Raw genomic sequence first — 17,699 nt, forward strand, 5'->3', positions numbered from 1 at the left:
GTTTAATTCATATCATGGATAGAGGCAGAGACGGATGCCGCTGCCATACAGACGGTCTGTCTCTACCATTGGTTTCTACCGTCAGTATTCCATCGAGAACGATATGCCACGACGCATCATGTCATTAGCCAATGGACGCATGCGCTGGAGGAACGACTCCCATGAGCGGTTTTCCTGCTGACTCCATCCTGCCTCTGCCAATGCTATGGCACGGGGATAAGCCTGATAATAGATGCGCTCAGGTGTTGTGATACATTCACTCCAAAGCGTTCCAGCCACACCAAACAAGTTGTTCTCTTCAAACTTCTTATCGTGTCCCCATGCAGGATCAAGGCTATAAGTATCCTTGAGTGTGGTCGTCGGCATACCCCAGTTGACTTCAGGCATATCGCCCTTGGCCATTGGATAGTCGAAATAGCAATGTTCTCCTGGACATAGCATGATGCGGGCATTGTTTTCCACAGCAGCTTGAAGCGCCTTATCGGTCAGTCCGTCGCGCCATGCAAAGGCAACACGCCGTTACAGGAATATGATGGTCAGTCCTGCCATCACGATACTTACCATCGACATGAGCTTGATAAGAATATTGAGCGAGGGACCAGAGGTATCCTTGAATGGGTCGCCCACGGTATCGCCAACAATGGTGGCCTTGTGGTTCTCACTGCCCTTTCCGTCGAAATGGCCCTCTTCTATCATCTTCTTGGCATTATCCCATGCACCACCAGAGTTAGACATAAACACGGCAAGGGTGAAACCAGCAGCAAGTCCGCCAGTGAGCAGACCGAGCACACCAGCCACACCAAGCACAAGACCCACCACGATGGGGATAACGATGGCAAGCAGCGAAGGAATGATCATCTCGCGCTGGGCACCACGTGTGCTTATCTCCACACAGCGACCATAGTCGGGTGTGGCTTTGCCTTCAAGTATTCCTTTGATTTCTCGGAATTGCCGGCGCACCTCCTGCACCATCGATTCGGCAGCACGACCTACGGCACCCATGGTCAATCCGCAGAACAGGAAGGCAGCCATTGCTCCGAGGAAAGCACCTACCAGGACCTTCGGATTGATGAGATTCACTTGGAAGAAATTGATGAAGTCTATGGTCGTTGCATTCGTTGGGTCGAACACATTTCCTGCTGCATCAAAATACTGTTTGCCGTTTTCCACGGCACGTATCATGGCAATCTTGATTTCCTCGATATAGGAAGCAAGTAGAGCGAGAGCCGTAAGGGCAGCCGATCCGATGGCAAAGCCCTTGCCTGTAGCAGCAGTAGTATTGCCAAGGGCATCAAGGGCATCGGTGCGCTCACGCACTTCTTCACCCAGTCCGCTCATCTCAGCATTGCCGCCGGCATTGTCGGCAATGGGTCCATAGGCATCGGTGGCAAGGGTGATGCCGAGCGTTGACAGCATGCCCACGGCTGCAATACCTATACCGTAAAGGCCGATACTGATAGACTTTGCCGAGAGCGACATATCGAAACCGTTGGCACAGAGATAGCTCAGCATGATAGCCACCGATATGGTGACTACGGGTATCATCGTAGAGATCATTCCCGTACCTATTCCTTTAATAATAACGGTGGCTGGTCCTGTCTGCGATGCCTCTGCTATCTTTTGTGTCGGTCGATAACTTTGCGAGGTGTAATATTCCGTTGCCTGACCGATTACCACACCTGCCACAAGACCGCTGATAACGGAGAAACTGAGTCCTAACCAGTTTTCTATACCCAGCAGATAGAGTATCACAAAGATGGCTACGGCAATGAGTCCGGCGCTGACATTGGTGCCAAGCCCCAGCGAGTGGAGCAATTCTTTCATCGACGCTCCCTCTTTGGTGCGCACCAAGAATATGCCGATAAGCGACAGGAATATGCCTATGGCGGCTATCACCATCGGGGCAATGACTGCGCGCAACTGCATATCGCCATTCATGGCAAAGGCTGTAGCGCCCAAAGCGGCGGTTGACAGTATCGAACCGCAATAGCTCTCGTAGAGGTCGGCACCCATTCCGGCAACATCGCCCACATTGTCGCCCACATTGTCGGCAATGGTGGCTGGATTGCGTGGGTCATCTTCTGGGATATTGGCTTCTACCTTGCCCACGAGGTCGGCACCCACATCGGCAGCCTTGGTGTATATTCCTCCACCCACACGGGCAAAGAGTGCTTGGGTGGAAGCGCCCATGCCAAAGGTCAACATGGTGGTTGTGATGGTGATGAGTGCAGTATTTTCGCCTTCATAAACGGCATTGAGTACAACAAACCAAATGGCGATATCGAGCAGTCCAAGACCTACCACAACGAGTCCCATCACCGCACCACTGCGGAATGCTATCCGCAATCCTTTGTCCAGTCCGGTGCGCGCTCCGTTAGCGGTACGGGCTGATGCATAGGTGGCGGTTTTCATACCGAAGAAACCTGCCAGTCCGGAGAACAGACCGCCGGTGAGAAATGCAAAGGGTACCCATGGATTTTGCACTTTCAGTACGTACGCCATGAAAGCAAATACGATGGCAAGCACTATAAAGACGATAGTCACTACCTTATACTGTTGTTTCAGATAAGCCATTGCACCTTTTCTCACATGTGCTGCAATTTCTTTCATTCGCTCTGTACCTTCATCTTCCTTCATCATGGTGCGGAAGAAATACCATGCCATTCCTAATGCAACAATACTGGCAATCGGAATCAGCCAAAACACTAATGGAATGTTGTTCATAACAATATAGTTTTTAGATTAATAATTATATACGGCAATCATCGTTAGGAAAACGATATTGCAAATTTACGAAATATATCGATACGAAAAAGCAAAATCCATTATTTTTTTCGACCCAAACAAATTTATTTTCCATTGCGCACACATCTCTATTCTGGATCAACATTTCCTCGCGCACACGCACACGCGAGTCTCAACTTTTTCGACCACCGGCCACCATTTCCGCATATCATTCGTCTTTTCAACAACTTACAGCGGTGGTCGATTCTAAAAAAACATGGTTTTCGACCACCATTCGACCACCCTCCAAACACCATGCCCAATCTGCTGTTGTAACCATAAAAGCTGCGAAACCACAATAGAGTCCAATATAGGCTTGATATTTTCAGATGCTCGACAACACCCTTATCATACATTCGACAACACTATTGCACAATATTTGACATCACTCCTTTCTGATATTTGAAACAACTTGTTTCCAACATTGAAAAGGCCCTTGTCTAACGTTTGACAGCACCCTTATCCAACGTTTGACAACACCTTTATCTAACGTTTGACAATACTTTTATCTAACGTTGGATAACACCTTTGTCAAACGTTGGATAACACCTTTACCTAACGTTGGATAATAACTTTGTCAGCCGTTTGAAAATGCCTGATAATAATTTTTATTTACTTCGCGCAAATATCAACAATGATTATCTGGAAAATCATGTGTGGTCGAAGTGTGGTCGAAAATACGGGTTCGAAGCAATCGACCACAGCAACAAATCACTATCTTACAATACATTACACTATACCTGTGGTCGTGTGGTCGAAATTTTTAGAAAACAAAAATTTAATGGATTCCAAGTACGGAGACCGTATCGTCTATTCAAGACGATAGTTGTCTCTATAATTACATTTTTTAAAAGGGGCAGTTCTATAATCAGATTCTTAATTGTACCGAATTCGATACAATTAAAACTATGCGTTACAGATAACAATATAACAGTTTCCAAAAAAGTAAACTGGGCATTTTCTGTTTCACAGAATTATCTTCAACAAGGATTCAGCCAAAGAAAATAATGATAAAGCAAGATTTTTATGTCAACATCTTCGCCTCTCTCATTTAATTTTTATATATTTGCATGCAATATAACCCGCAACATTCCCAACACATCAAAACGTATGGTAACATATCTCATCATTATTGCTGTGGTAGCTGTCATCATGGTGGCAGTAGGCTTCGCATTAGGCAACAAAAGCAAAGGTAACGGACAAAACAATGCCGAACTGATTGACAATCTACACGCACAACTGACTGACTTGACCAGGAAAATACAAGCACAGGAAAGCACCATTGCCAATCAACAGAATCAAATCATAACACTTACATCGGAGCGCGATGTGCAGAAAACTCACGCTGAGAATTTCTGTGCACAGTTGACTTTACAGAAAACTGACTTCGAAAAACAGATGAGCGCCCTAAAGGAAAATACCCAACAAACTATCAATACCGAAAGGGATCGCAATGTCAAAAGGGAAAGCGAACTGAAAGAAACTTTTGAGAAACAACTCGCCGACTTCAAGGCTTCTTACGAAACACAGATTGCAGAACTGAAAACCTCGCACGAGAAACAACTGGAACAAACCAAAGAGGGTGCCGAAAAACAAATAGAAGCGCTGAAGCAAATGAACCGCGAACAGATTGACAGTCAGATAAAACTCATCAAAGAGCAGATGCAGACCACATCGGAAGAAGTGCTCAAGCGCAGACAGGAAGAGTTGGGAGAGAGAAACAAAGAACAGGTGTCGAAGATTATCGACCCGTTGCAACAGAGCCTGAAGGATATGCAGGAGGCTTTCGATAAATCGAAGGAACAACAAAACGAAGCACTCACCCGACTCGACGAGACCATCAAAATCAATATGCAGAAGAGTGCAGAACTGGGAGAAACTGCCGACCGACTGACCAGAGCTCTTACCGGTGAGGTGAAAGTGCAGGGCAACTTCGGCGAATTGAAACTGAAACAACTCCTTGAAGACCTTGAACTGAAAGAGGGTGAACAGTTTGACACGCAGGAAACACTACGCGACAAAGCAGGAAAAACGGCAAAAGGCGAAGACGGAAAGGGACTGATACCCGACTTCATTCTGCATTTCCCCAACAACCGCCATGTGGTGGTCGATTCAAAAATGTCGCTGACAGACTATGAGCGATATATGAATGCAGAAGACGGCACAACCGAGAAGTCAGATTATCTTAAAGCACACATCGCCAGCGTAAGAGCACAGGTGAAGCGACTTGCAAAAAAGGAATATACCAAATATCTGCCAAGCGGATACAACAGACTCAATTTCGCCATTATGTATGTGCCGATAGAAGGGGCACTCAATCTGGCTCTACTCAACGACAACTCGCTATGGCGCGAAGCCTACGATGAAGGGGTGTTGATACTCGGTCCGCAGACCATGTATATGAACTTGCGCGTATTGGAGATGATGTGGACACAGGTGAGACAACTCCAAAACCAGCAGGACATGATGAATGCTGCCAATACCGTGATAGACCGTGTGCAGGACTTTGGCATTCGTTTCATGGAGGTGGAATCGAGCATGAACGATACCATCAAGAAGATTTCCAAACTGAAAATTACCACCGCCGACAGCGGACCAAGCATCATCACAGCTGCCAAAAACCTGATTAAGGCAGGTGCCAAAGAGAATAAAAAGAAGAAGTCGCTCAACGACATGAACGACTCCTTATTTATAGAAACAGATGCTACAGCGATGCTCCATGACGAGAGCGAAAGCTGATTTCACTTTCCTTTGATCACATTTCGTGCGGTTTCGATAATGGTATCGACACCACGACGAGTATCTGCATCATCGAGATGGAGGGAGATGTCGGGCTCGATGCCAAACTCTGTCTGACGCTTCTGACTGTCGTACATGGGGCAGGCTGAATAGCGAACCATCCATCCATTAGGCAGACTATTGCTCATCGGCATGCCAGAACCGCCACCAGTACGATAACCTACCAGAGTGACATTTGGGAGCGCATGCATCATCGATGCAAACTCGTTGGCAGCGCTAAACACCCCACGGTTGACAAGAACACATACCGGTTTGCGCCAACGCAGCCTGCTGGAGGGTTCGAGATACTGAGCTTTGAGTTCGCTGAAATCATTATGTCCCGTACCTGTCTTGTGTTGCATATATCCCACCAACGTCTTCTCATCAACGAAGCGGGAAGCCAAGCGCTCGGCATTGGTCAGTTCGCCACCGCCATTGCTACGGATGTCGATAATAAGTCCGCGACAAAGCAGGAAATAAGACAATACCTCATCGAGGTTGCCCTCTCCTATTGCATCGGAAAACGACTCATAGCGCACATAGCCGATATTGTCGTCGAGCACCCGATATTTCATGCCGCTGGCAATTTTATAGTCTGTACGTAGATAAATGCGTTCGAGCGAATCGCTATAATCTGAGGGATAGTCTTCCTTCCATGCCCAATAGCGCCCGTAATCATAACTGGCACCAAGGTTGACGTGTCCGTCGCGCAGTTCCGACAGCATATCGGTCATCACTTCAAAGAGCTGACGATCGGTCATACGGTCGTTGACGCGCTCCTTGTATTTGACATAGACCTCCTGCCAATCGAGTCCATACTGCTGTTGCTTATAGTCGAAGAAGCAGTAATGCTGATCGATGATACGCCAAAGTGCCTCAAAATTGCCGGTAGGCGTATTGGGTTGTTCGTCTTCGTCGATACAAGAAGTGAACATCGTGACCATGAATATGGCGCACAACATCAGGGCGACGGTATGCAAACGGTTCAGCGTCTGCATGAAGCCAAATGGGCAAAGCCGATGGACGATATTCAATTTATGGGATAGAACTGTCATCATGATTCGTTACGGGATTGATTGTTTTACGCTGTCTGAATTGTATTCAGAGCCGGCGCGAAATGATTGAGAACCGACGGGTGATGCCCACCATGAAGCGATGAGTATAGACATGTTGCTTCAGATGATTGACATGAAACTGCTGATAGTTGCCCAAATAGCCGATGCGAAGGGCGATAGACGCTGATAATGGCGTTTCGAGTGTCAACATCTGACGAAACTCAGGTGCCGACACAAAGGTGGTCAGCCGCACGTTGCCGTCATAGTCGCCTCTGACAAAAGTCTCATAGTAGGTCTGTCCGTAGTTGGGCGAGAACATCACTCCTGCCAATGGCAAGGCAAGTTCGTAGCGTGCCACTACCGGATGGCGCATGACCGAGAAGCGATAAGAAGCCACTCCGGTAGGCATCAGATTAAGATGTGCACGAGCCTGGGCAGGATTGTTTGAATTGGAACTATTATAGATAAATCCCAACGAGGCATTAGCCATGCCTCCTGCCTGTAGGGTCAGGCGATTGTCGAGCAGTTGCCAACGGCGCAAACGTCCCCAATAGAAATTGTAGGCACCTTCCAGTTCGTCGCGCTGATCGGTACGGTCACTAACCGACGAGAAGTTGACTTCATGTTCCATGACCGTGCCCCATCTTCGTTGTGGGCGCTGTCGTTCGACGGTGCAGAGATATGTAACTCCCGGTCCGCTAAAATGTTCGGCAGACAGATAGGTGTCAAGCACCTGGGATGCGCCACCTCCCACCATGTGACTTACCGTAGAGATACGGAGAGAATCGGTAGCGGTTTGTGACGTTGCCGACGTTGCACTCAGCATAAGTGCCAGTACGAAGAGCGTTCTATTGATAGTCTTCATCAGAGAAAAGCGTTTGTTGTCCAGTCAGTTCGTCAATCACCTGTTGCTGACTCTTTCCAGCATCAGGGTCCAGATTCTCTTCCTCTTCCGTTTCATCGGCCTCATCTTCTTTGGGTGGGTCAGGCAGACGAGTGGGTTCCAGTTCGGTAATGCTGGCAATCTGGTAGGTTGTGAGACGTTTACCCTTTGCTTTATAGCCCTTAACCGCAATAAACTGTTCTACGTCAATCTCCTCTGATCCGCGGAATTCGTCAGCTCCACCATAGGTGACAAGGATGCGCGGATAGACTTGGTCGGTGAGCAATATCTCCTTGGAATTGGGATTCTCGCCCAGATAACATTGTTTGCGTTTGGATGCTTCCAGCAAGAAGCGCTTGACATAGGGATATCCTTGATTGTCGGCATCGTAGAGCACACAGCTCCAGACCTTGTCGGCATCGTATTTCTCCAGTCTTACGATATTGTCTTCGAAGTGGTTGTTGACATCGAAATTGGTGAGATAGTATTCACCATTGGGTAGGAATACGAGTATCTGGTCGCCATCGTTGAACTCGCCCAACAAGCGTCCGTGCTCGTCGTAGTTCAGGCGGTTGACATCGGGATCGTACCACACTTTGCGTCCGCCCAATGTGGAGTGACCATGACTCTTTAGTCCGATGCGATGCACTTGGAACTTGGTCAGCAGATTACCCTTAGCAGCACGTCCCTTGATGAGCACCTCGGAGAAGTCCTTGTCGAAGAATATCTTTTTGAGCTTTGGTGCAGGGTCGAGTGTTATCTTGATAACTTCAGCCTCGCCATTGGGATTGGCGGTGAAATAAACGACACGCGATCCCGGGGTTCCAATGGTCAGGTCGTATTCGCGATCGCGAGTAACCGACGGCACGTTGAAACGCTTGATATAATAGAAGCCTTTCTTTCCGTCACGATACACCATATTATAAATAGTGCGCTGGTCGTTTTTCTTAAACACACCAAGCCACAGTATATTCTTTCCTACGAATATCTTATCTGCCACACGGATGACCTTGAACTTACCATCTTTGTAGAAGATGATGACATCGTCGATATCGGAACAGTTGCAGACAAACTCGTCTTTCTTCAGTCCAGTACCTATAAATCCATCGGCACGGTTGATATAGAGTTTCTGATTGGCCTCAACAACCTTGGTAGCCTCGATGGTATCGAAGTTGCGGATTTCGGTCAGTCGCGGATGATCCTTACCATATTTCTCTTTAAGGAACTTAAACCAATTGGCGGTGACCTCTACAAGGTTGTTGAGGTCGCGGTCAATCTGTTCGATTTCCTCCTTGATGCGTGCCATGAGTTCGTCGGCTTTATCTTTGTTGAACTTAAGGATTCGCTGCATTTTAATCTCCAGCAACTTGAGAATATCATCCTTGGTTACCTCACGAACCAGTTGTGGATAGTAGGGAGTGAGGCGTTCGTCAATATGTTCGCATACGGCATCGACATTGGGTGCCTGTTCGAATTTGCGGTCTTTATAGATGCGCTCTTCGATGAATATCTTTTCAAGCGAAGCGAAATGATACTGCTCAAGAAGTTCGTTTTTGCGGATTTCGAGTTCCTGCCGGATAAGATCCTTAGTGCGGTCGGCTGAATGGCGCAACACATCGGATATGGTGAGGAATTTCGGCTTATTGTCTTCGATGACACAGCAGTTGGGCGAAATATTGATTTCGCAATCGGAGAAAGCATAGAGCGCATCGAGTGTCTTGTCGGACGAGACACCGGGTGCCAACTGTATTTGTATCTCCACCTTGGCTGCGGTGAGGTCTTCCACGTGACGTGCCTTAATCTTTCCTTTCTCGATGGCTTTGAGTATCGAGTCAATAATGGTTTCGGTAGTCTTGGAGAAGGGAATCTCTCGAATGACAAGGGTCTTCTGGTCGAGTTTCTCTATCTTCGCACGTACTTTCAACGAACCGCCTCGCTGTCCGTCGTTGTATTTCGAAACATCAATAGAGCCGCCTGTGGGGAAGTCGGGATAGAGATGAAACTCCTCGCCATGCAGATAACTGATGGCTGCATCACACAGTTCAACGAAATTGTGGGGCAGGATTTTAGACGACAGACCTACGGCAATACCCTCGGCTCCCTGTGCCAGAAGCAACGGAAACTTTACGGGCAATGTGATGGGCTCCTTGTTGCGTCCGTCGTAGGACATCTGCCATTCGGTAGTTTTCGGATTGAAAACCGTATCGAGGGCAAACTTCGACAGGCGTGCCTCAATATAACGAGGGGCGGCAGCACGGTTGCCGGTGAGGATATTTCCCCAGTTTCCTTGGGTATCCACCAGCAATTCTTTCTGTCCGATCTGTACCAGCGCATCGCCAATAGAAGCATCGCCATGTGGGTGAAACTGCATGGTGTGTCCTACGATATTTGCCACCTTGTTGTAGCGACCGTCGTCCATTCGCTTCATCGAGTGAAGGATGCGGCGCTGCACAGGCTTTAGTCCATCTTCAATATGTGGTACGGCACGTTCCAGGATTACGTACGAAGCATAGTCCAGAAACCAGTTTTGATACATTCCGCTAAGATGGTGTACGGCTGCCGCATCAAACCTATCCACGGGTTTATAGCCTGAGTGTGCCTCGGCTTCAACCTCTTCGGTGATGTCTTGCTCTTCGTTCAGTATTTCGTCGTCCTTGATTTCGTCGTCCATTGATGTTTATCCTTTTAAGTTATAGGCATTGTCTGCCAACGCCTTTAATTCTTGCAAAATTACGAAAAATATTCGAATTTTGCAAGTTGGATGCTCGGTTTTACTTCACTTCAAACGATATTTCCGTCCGTATGTCGGCTGATGACGCACCTATCATGAGTTGGATGCGACCCTTTTCTGCCTCAAAACGATGGGTAGCCTCATCCCAATGGGTAAGGTCGGCACGGTCGATGGTGAGTTTGACCTCGCGTGTTTCTCCAGCTTTGACAGCCACTCGTTCAAAGGCTTTGAGCTGTTTCTGTGGATGTTCAACTTTAGAATCAGGATAGTTCACATAACATTGGACAACCTCATCGCCATCACGACCGCCAGTATTGGTAACAGGTAGCGTAACGGTCACGGTATGCTTGTCTTTCAGATTAACCTTTGGCTCACCATATCGGAACGTCGTGTAACTCAATCCGTAGCCGAAAGGATAGAGCACATCGCCTTGCTGATACATATAGGTACGGCCATTACGGATATTATAGTCCATCATGGCGGGCAAATCGAGAATATCCTTCACCCATGTTTGAGTGGTGCGACCGGCAGGATTGATGCGTCCGAAGAGTGCATCGGCTACGGCATGGCCTTGCTCCTGACTGCAATGGGTGATGTGGAGGATGGCAGGCAGATGGTCATTACTCCAATTGATGGTATATGGGAAACTGCTGACAAGCACAAGTACTGTGTTCTGGTTGGCACGATAGAGCTGACGAACGAGATCTTCATCGGGCAATTGCAACGATAGGCGGTCAACGGCTTCGCGACCGTCGCTGGGTACAGGACAGAAGAACCAATCAGCCTTGGTACCATAAGGATGATTGCCTGTACATATTACCACAGCGTCGGCTTCACGTGCCAGACGTTCTGCCTCACCCATACGGTTGTCTTTCACGTAGCTCACTTCAAATCCCTGTTGTGCTCCCAGTTCGCGAAGTGCTTTCAAGACAGTTACTTCATAGGGAGGTGTGCCACTATACCAGTCGTAGATAATCTCGTTGGCATAAGGTCCGACAACAGCCACCTTTTTCACTTTCTTACTATCGAGCGGCAGGAGTCCGTTGTTTTTCAGGAGTACTACCGACTTGTTGGTCACCTCTCGCACAGCATTCCGTGCCTCTTCGGTCATAAAGGGCGGTGTGGCGGTTGTATCTGTTCCCATGGTTGCATACGGGTTGGGCGAATTCTTTCCGTCGAGCAGTCCAAGGCGGAGCATCACGCGCACATTACCCCGAATAGCCACTTCGATATCTTGTTCAGTAACCATTCCCTTGGCAAGCGCCTCGCGGATTTCATCCTGATAGCGGTCGAGAATCTGTCCCAACTGGTTTTTCACCACGGCAGCTGCGGCTTCTGTCTTAGTAGCAAATGCCTTATGGGCGGTCGATAGCATACCCATCGCACCACCATCGGTACAGATAATGCCATCATTCCCCCACTCTTTGCGAACGATACTTTGCAGACAGGGGTGTATGGCCATAGGTGTTCCATTCCAAGAATTATAGGCTGCCATCATGGCACGTGACCCTCCCTGCGTGATTCCTTTATAGAAAGGATAGGAATAATACTCGCGAAACAATCGGTCGTCGAAATTGCTGGAGGTAGAATCGCGACCATATTCATTACTATTGGCAAGGAAATGTTTCATCAGCGCGGCTGCTTTCCAATAGCGAGGATGATCGCCTTGCAGTCCGCGCACCATAGCCACGGCGAGCTGTCCGGTTAGGTACGGATCTTCACCATAACTTTCCTCGGTACGTCCCCAACGAGGATCGCGTGCCAAATCGGCATTGGGCGCATAGATGACAAGTCCCTTGCGGCGGGCATTGGGCTGATGAATATAATAGCGGGCCTCGGCAGCCATCTGCTCACCTACCATGCGCACAGCCTCACGATCCCATGTTTCTCCCAGTCCATATGCCTGTGGAAAGATGGAAGTCGGTAGTGGATTGGGGCGCTTTTCACCATTCACCTCAATCATTCCGTTATTGTTTGCAGGTCCACCCAAAGCCACACCATGAAGTCCTTCATAGCAACTGATAGCCGGAATGCCCAAACGTGGTACCCCTATCTGTGTGGAGAGAAGAGAAATCTTCTCGTCGAGTGTCAACTGACCGATAAAGAGATTGATACGCTGGTCATCCTTCAATCGAGTGTTCTGAAAATCGAATGGCTGTGCAACTACCGAGAGTTGTGCCATAAACATTAGTATCGAAAGCAGCTTCTTCATACTTTAATATTTTAGGTTTTAGATTGCAAAAATACGATTTTTTTGCGAGAATGTTCTAACATTACCCCCAAAAAAAATTATTTGCAAAGCAAAAAAACATTCGGGATGTATTCGGGATGCATTCGGGATGCGGCCATCCCTGTTTCTTGCGCTTTTCCGCAAGGTCTGTAAATCCCAAGCAACTCCCAAGCAACTCCCAACTAACTCCCATAAACTTACGCACAATGTAAGCCCCATCACGTTCGAATAAACAAAATATAACACGTTTTATTTTGTATTTCGCTCGATTTGCACTACCTTTGTAACCCTGTACTTAGGTAGGCTGCATCTCGGAAATAAAAAGAAAAAATCGTTTTTCTTTTGTATTTCGCTCGATTTGCACTACCTTTGCACGCATAATTTTTGAAAAGAAGTAAAAGCATTATGGCACAAGAAGATGTATTTAAGAAAATCGTAAGCCACTGTAAAGAATATGGTTTCGTATTTCCAAGCAGCGATATTTACGATGGATTGGGAGCCGTTTACGACTACGGACAGAACGGTGTAGAGTTGAAAAACAATATCAAAGAATACTGGTGGAAATCAATGGTACTGCTCCACGAAAACATTGTCGGTATCGATTCTGCCATCTTCATGCACCCCACAATTTGGAAAGCCTCTGGACACGTTGACGCATTCAACGACCCCCTCATCGACAACCGCGACTCAAAAAAGCGCTATCGTGCCGATGTGCTGATTGAAGACCAGATTGCAAAATACGACGAGAAGGTGCAGAAGGAAGTGGCAAAAGCACGCAAACGCTTCGGAGAAGCATTTGACGAAGCCAAATTCCTCGAAACCAACGAACGAGTAAAAGAGCATATTGCCAAGCGCGACGCACTACATGAGCGCTACGCTAAAGCCATGCAAGGACCTGACCTCGCAGAACTGAAGCAGATCATCCTTGACGAAGAAATCGTTTGCCCCATCAGCGGCACACGCAACTGGACGGACGTACGCCAGTTCAACCTGATGTTCTCTACCGAAATGGGAGCCAGCGCTGAAGGTTCTATGAAAGTATATCTCCGCCCAGAAACCGCACAGGGTATCTTTGTCAACTACCTCAACGTGCAGAAGACCGGTCGCATGAAGATTCCATTCGGTATCGCTCAGATTGGTAAAGCATTCCGCAACGAGATTGTAGCACGCCAGTTCATCTTCCGCATGCGCGAATTTGAACAGATGGAAATGCAGTTCTTCGTAACTCCAGGTACTGAACTCGAATGGTTCCCCAAATGGAAACAAACTCGTATGGCTTGGCACCAAGCTCTTGGTTTCGGTGCAGAAAACTATCGCTTCCACGACCACGATAAACTTGCACACTATGCCAACGCAGCCACCGACATCGAATTCAAGATGCCATTCGGCTTCAAAGAAGTGGAAGGTATTCACTCACGTACCAACTTCGACCTCTCACAGCATGAGAAATTCTCAGGAAAGAGCATCAAATACTTCGATCCACAGACCAACGAGAGCTACACTCCGTATGTCATCGAGACCTCGATCGGCGTAGATCGTATGTTCCTCTCAGTCATGTGTCACTCATACTGCGAAGAGAAACTCGAAAACGGTGAAACACGCGTAGTACTCAGACTGCCCGCCGCCCTGGCTCCTGTAAAACTGGCAGTCATGCCACTCGTCAAGAAAGACGGACTGCCCGAAAAGGCACGCGAAATCATCAACAACCTGAAGTTCCACTTCAACTGCCAATACGACGAGAAAGACTCTATCGGAAAGCGCTACCGTCGTCAGGATGCCATCGGTACTCCTTACTGCGTTACCGTTGACCACGACTCACTCAACGATGGCAAGGTGACACTCCGCTTCCGCGACACCATGGAACAGGAGCGCGTCAATATCAGCGACTTGGCAAGCATCATCGAAGACAAGGTGAGCATCGTCAGCCTGCTCAAGAAGATTCAGTAAATACACCTATTATATAATAATGAGCATCTACAACATGATGATACGCAGCAAACAGACAATCCTCGCAGGTTGCCTGTTTGCCTTGATGCCCTTCTTTGCGGCATCATGCAGCGAAGACGATGGTACAGAAGAGGAATTTGTTGATTGGAAAAACACCAATGAACAGTATTTTGAAACACAATACAAACTACATGCCTCTGCCACTGCCTCATCGTTCGTTGTACGCAAATGGTCGGTTTCCGACTCCATCAACATCCCACAGACCGACTGCATCCTCGTGGATGTAATAGAGCGCGGAGAAGGCACTACATCGCCATACTACAACGACTCACTATGTATGCAGTATCGCGGACGCCTCCTGCCATCAAAGTCGTACAAAGACGGATATGTGTTCGACCAAAGTTTTGAGGGGACATACGACCCTGCCGTTACCGCTCCCTACAAGATAGCACAGTACAACTCATACGGTTCTGTATCAGGATACCGACTGCCCGTTGCTTCCGATTTCGTCGATGGATTCAGCACAGCATTAATGAACATGCATAAAGGCGACCATTGGCGAGTGACCATACCGTATCAACTGGCATACGGAGAAACCGCCAGCGGAGTAATACCAGCATACAGCACGCTGGTGTTCGACATTTGGCTCACAGATTTCTGGACAAAGACTAAAGGTGATCGAAATTAAGCGGTCACCTTTTTTATATCTACGCCACGCTAATTCCTACCTTTGACACCATGCCTCTTAGGTACTTTCGCTCGAGAATGAAAAGAAAACCACGCTTTTCTTTTGAATTCTGCTCGCTTATTCGTACCTTTGAGGCTGTGCCTCTTAGGTACTTTCGCTCGAGAATGAAAAGAAAAACACGCTTTTCTTTTGAATTCTGCTCGCTTATTCGTACCTTTGAGGCTGTGCCTCTTAGGTACTTTCGCTCGAGAATGAAAAGAAAAACACGCTTTTCTTTTGCATTCTGCTCGCTTATTCGTACCTTTGTCAAGGATATACACAACTGAAAACAAGACAGAAAATGATCTGGAATGAAACTATTGAATGTATGAGTCGCGAACAGCTTCGCGACCTACAAAGCCAACGTCTGCGAAAAATGGCAGACTACGTCTATCACAACACACCATTCTATCGGAAGAAATTTCAAGAAATGGGACTCGAACCTGGTGATATCCGAGATATAGACGACATCGTGAAACTACCATTTACCAACAAGCTCGACCTGCGCGACAACTATCCCTTCGGACTGACTGCCGTGCCCATGAGTCAAATTGTGCGTATCCACGCCTCTTCAGGAACTACAGGCAAACCGGTAGTAGTACTCTACACCCGCAAAGACCTTGCCATGTGGACCGAAGCTATCTCACGCGCATTCACTGCATACGGCGCTACAAAAAACGATATCTTCCAAGTGAGCTATGGCTACGGACTCTTTACCGGAGGACTCGGCGCTCACGATGGAGCTACCAATATCGGAGCCAGCGTGATTCCTATGTCAAGTGGAAACACACAGAAACAAATCACGCTGATGCACGACTTCGGCACATCGGTACTCTGTTGCACACCATCATACGCCATGTTCTTAGCAGAAACACTAAAAGACTGCGAATGGCCACGAGACGAATTCAAACTCAGAATTGGTGCATTCGGAGCCGAACCATGGACTGAAGAGATGCGCCATAAACTCGAAACATCATTGGGCATCAAAGCATACGACATCTACGGACTGAGCGAAATATCAGGACCAGGAGTGGGATACGAATGTGAATGTCAGAACGGTACACACCTCAACGAAGACTATTTCTACCCCGAAATACTCAATCCTGAAACAGGAGAACCCATGCCTGAAGGACAATTGGGAGAACTTACCTTCACACACCTTACCAAAGAGGGAATGCCATTGCTGCGCTACCGCACACACGACCTCACCGCACTACACTATGAGAAATGTGCATGCGGACGCACATTGGTGCGCATGGACCGCATACTGGGACGCTGCGACGACATGCTCATCATACGTGGCGTCAACGTATTCCCATCACAAATCGAATCAGTCATCCTCTCGTTGCCTGAATACGAACCGCACTTCCTGCTGACCGTCGATCGTAAAGACAATACCGACACAAGCGAACTGCAGGTAGAGGTCAAAGAGGAATACTACACCGACGAGATGTCAACCATGGTTGGACTGCAGAAGAAACTCGAAGCAGAACTGCGTAGCGTCATCGGACTCGGCTTCAAAGTGCGCCTCGTAGAACCACGTGCCATCGAGCGCTCTACCGGTAAAGCTAAACGCGTCATCGATAAACGCAAGCTATAAACGCCGTGACCAAACGACACACAACCGCATTTCAATCATGCGACATACAGACAACAGAAACAACAAACAATAATACAATAAGAATATGTTAGCTAAACAACTATCCGTTTTCCTCGAAAACAAGTCAGGCCGCCTGACAGAAGTTACAGACGTGCTGGGCAATGCAGGCGTCAACCTCTCAGCCATGAGTATTGCTGACAACAGCGACTTCGGCATCCTGCGCTGCATAGTAAGCGACCCCGACAAAGCCTACCAAGTGCTCAAAGCATCACACTTCGCCGTAAAAATGACCGATGTCATCGGCTTTGTATGTCCCAATACCAGCGGTTCGCTGGCAAAAGTACTGAAACACTTGTCGGAAAACGGAGTATTCATCGAATATATGTACTCATTCTCCAACGGCGATGTGGCGCACGTAGTCATACGTCCAACAGACCTTGAGGGCTGCGAAAGAATACTCGCAGAAAAGAAAGTAGATCTACTTGCTGCAAGCGATTTATACCGTCTGTAATGCCGAAAATCACGCATTTTAGGCATAAAAAACGCGTTTTGGGAACTTTTTTCGTGTTTTTTCGAAAAAAGTTCCCAAAATATTTGGTGGATTCACAAAAACTCCGTACCTTTGCAATCGCTTAAAAGAAATAAGCAATCAAACAAAGAAATAAGGGCGCTTAGCTCAGCTGGTTTAGAGCATCTGCCTTACAAGCAGAGGGTCGGGGGTTCGAATCCCTCAGCGCCCACAAAGAGTTCCAAAATATTGGAACTCTTTTTTTGTTTATATACCTATCTAGGGAATGTCGTTTAATTCTTTCAGTAGTGGACGCATAGAGGTCATCTTGGCTCAGTAGATAATTAGTGGGGGTAAGCGTATATCATGGAAAGTCTGTAGAGAAAGAATTTCTCATCCCTAATTCCCCTTAGTGCTGCCCTGAAGGACTTGACTTTGGCGTTGAAAGACTCTGCT

At 47.6% G+C, this 17,699-nt stretch carries 10 protein-coding genes, 1 tRNA gene and 2 pseudogenes; 6 read left to right on the plus strand and 7 right to left on the minus strand.

The annotated features are described in order from the left end of the window. Positions 1 to 81 precede the first annotated feature (81 nt). Both CIK90_RS06785 and CIK90_RS06790 read right to left on the minus strand, forming a co-directional pair. Positions 82 to 492: pseudogene (locus tag CIK90_RS06785) on the minus strand (family 20 glycosylhydrolase); the annotation flags it as partial. A 27-nt stretch (positions 493 to 519) separates the two neighbouring features. Continuing rightward, positions 520 to 2,724 carry a sodium-translocating pyrophosphatase gene (locus CIK90_RS06790; protein ID WP_094464669.1) on the minus strand — a complete coding sequence of 735 codons (2,205 nt, stop codon included), beginning with the start codon at positions 2,722 to 2,724 and terminating at the stop codon, positions 520 to 522. A 1,170-nt stretch (positions 2,725 to 3,894) separates the two neighbouring features. Here CIK90_RS06790 and rmuC point away from each other — a divergent pair. Continuing rightward, positions 3,895 to 5,523 (plus strand): DNA recombination protein RmuC, encoded by a 1,629-nt coding sequence (gene rmuC / locus CIK90_RS06800; RefSeq protein WP_094464676.1) that lies wholly within the window; start codon positions 3,895 to 3,897, stop codon positions 5,521 to 5,523. A gap of 2 nt (positions 5,524 to 5,525) precedes the next feature. Here the strand turns inward: rmuC and CIK90_RS06805 are convergent, their stop codons facing one another. The 4 genes from CIK90_RS06805 to CIK90_RS06820 form a co-directional block, all read right to left on the minus strand. Further along, on the minus strand, positions 5,526 to 6,560 hold the full coding sequence (locus CIK90_RS06805; protein ID WP_094464671.1) for a S41 family peptidase: 1,035 nt from the start codon (positions 6,558 to 6,560) through the stop codon (positions 5,526 to 5,528). A 103-nt stretch (positions 6,561 to 6,663) separates the two neighbouring features. Next, the gene (locus CIK90_RS06810) at positions 6,664 to 7,482 is read right to left on the minus strand and encodes a DUF3316 domain-containing protein (RefSeq protein ID WP_094435937.1); all 819 of its coding nucleotides are present in this window, start codon (positions 7,480 to 7,482) and stop codon (positions 6,664 to 6,666) included. Next, positions 7,466 to 10,171, minus strand: coding sequence for a DNA gyrase/topoisomerase IV subunit A (locus tag CIK90_RS06815; protein ID WP_094447078.1), 2,706 nt, complete (start codon positions 10,169 to 10,171; stop codon positions 7,466 to 7,468). Before CIK90_RS06815 ends, CIK90_RS06810 begins: the two co-directional genes overlap by 17 nt. A gap of 100 nt (positions 10,172 to 10,271) precedes the next feature. Beyond that, positions 10,272 to 12,413: a glycoside hydrolase family 3 C-terminal domain-containing protein gene (locus tag CIK90_RS06820; protein WP_254046303.1), complete on the minus strand. Its 2,142-nt coding sequence runs from the start codon at positions 12,411 to 12,413 to the stop codon at positions 10,272 to 10,274. A 453-nt stretch (positions 12,414 to 12,866) separates the two neighbouring features. On the opposite strand from CIK90_RS06820, the gene CIK90_RS06825 reads away from it, so the two are divergent. From CIK90_RS06825 to CIK90_RS06850, 5 genes are all read left to right on the plus strand, one after another. Then, positions 12,867 to 14,408: a glycine--tRNA ligase gene (locus tag CIK90_RS06825; protein ID WP_094464673.1), complete on the plus strand. Its 1,542-nt coding sequence runs from the start codon at positions 12,867 to 12,869 to the stop codon at positions 14,406 to 14,408. Between the two features lie 19 nt (positions 14,409 to 14,427). Continuing rightward, positions 14,428 to 15,096: an FKBP-type peptidyl-prolyl cis-trans isomerase gene (locus tag CIK90_RS06830; protein WP_094435931.1), complete on the plus strand. Its 669-nt coding sequence runs from the start codon at positions 14,428 to 14,430 to the stop codon at positions 15,094 to 15,096. A gap of 340 nt (positions 15,097 to 15,436) precedes the next feature. Continuing rightward, complete coding sequence (locus tag CIK90_RS06840; RefSeq protein ID WP_094440265.1) at positions 15,437 to 16,735, plus strand: phenylacetate--CoA ligase family protein; 1,299 nt, start codon at positions 15,437 to 15,439, stop codon at positions 16,733 to 16,735. Positions 16,736 to 16,820: 85 nt separating this feature from the next. After that, positions 16,821 to 17,246, plus strand: coding sequence for an amino acid-binding protein (locus CIK90_RS06845; protein ID WP_094391412.1), 426 nt, complete (start codon positions 16,821 to 16,823; stop codon positions 17,244 to 17,246). Positions 17,247 to 17,400: 154 nt separating this feature from the next. Then, a tRNA-Val gene (locus CIK90_RS06850) sits at positions 17,401 to 17,475 on the plus strand. 112 nt (positions 17,476 to 17,587) lie between these two features. Here the strand turns inward: CIK90_RS06850 and CIK90_RS14440 are convergent. Next, positions 17,588 to 17,699: pseudogene (locus CIK90_RS14440) on the minus strand (DDE transposase); the annotation flags it as partial.

Origin of the sequence: Prevotella sp. P5-126 (genome assembly GCF_002251185.1) — a bacterium.
GTDB lineage: Bacteria > Bacteroidota > Bacteroidia > Bacteroidales > Bacteroidaceae > Prevotella.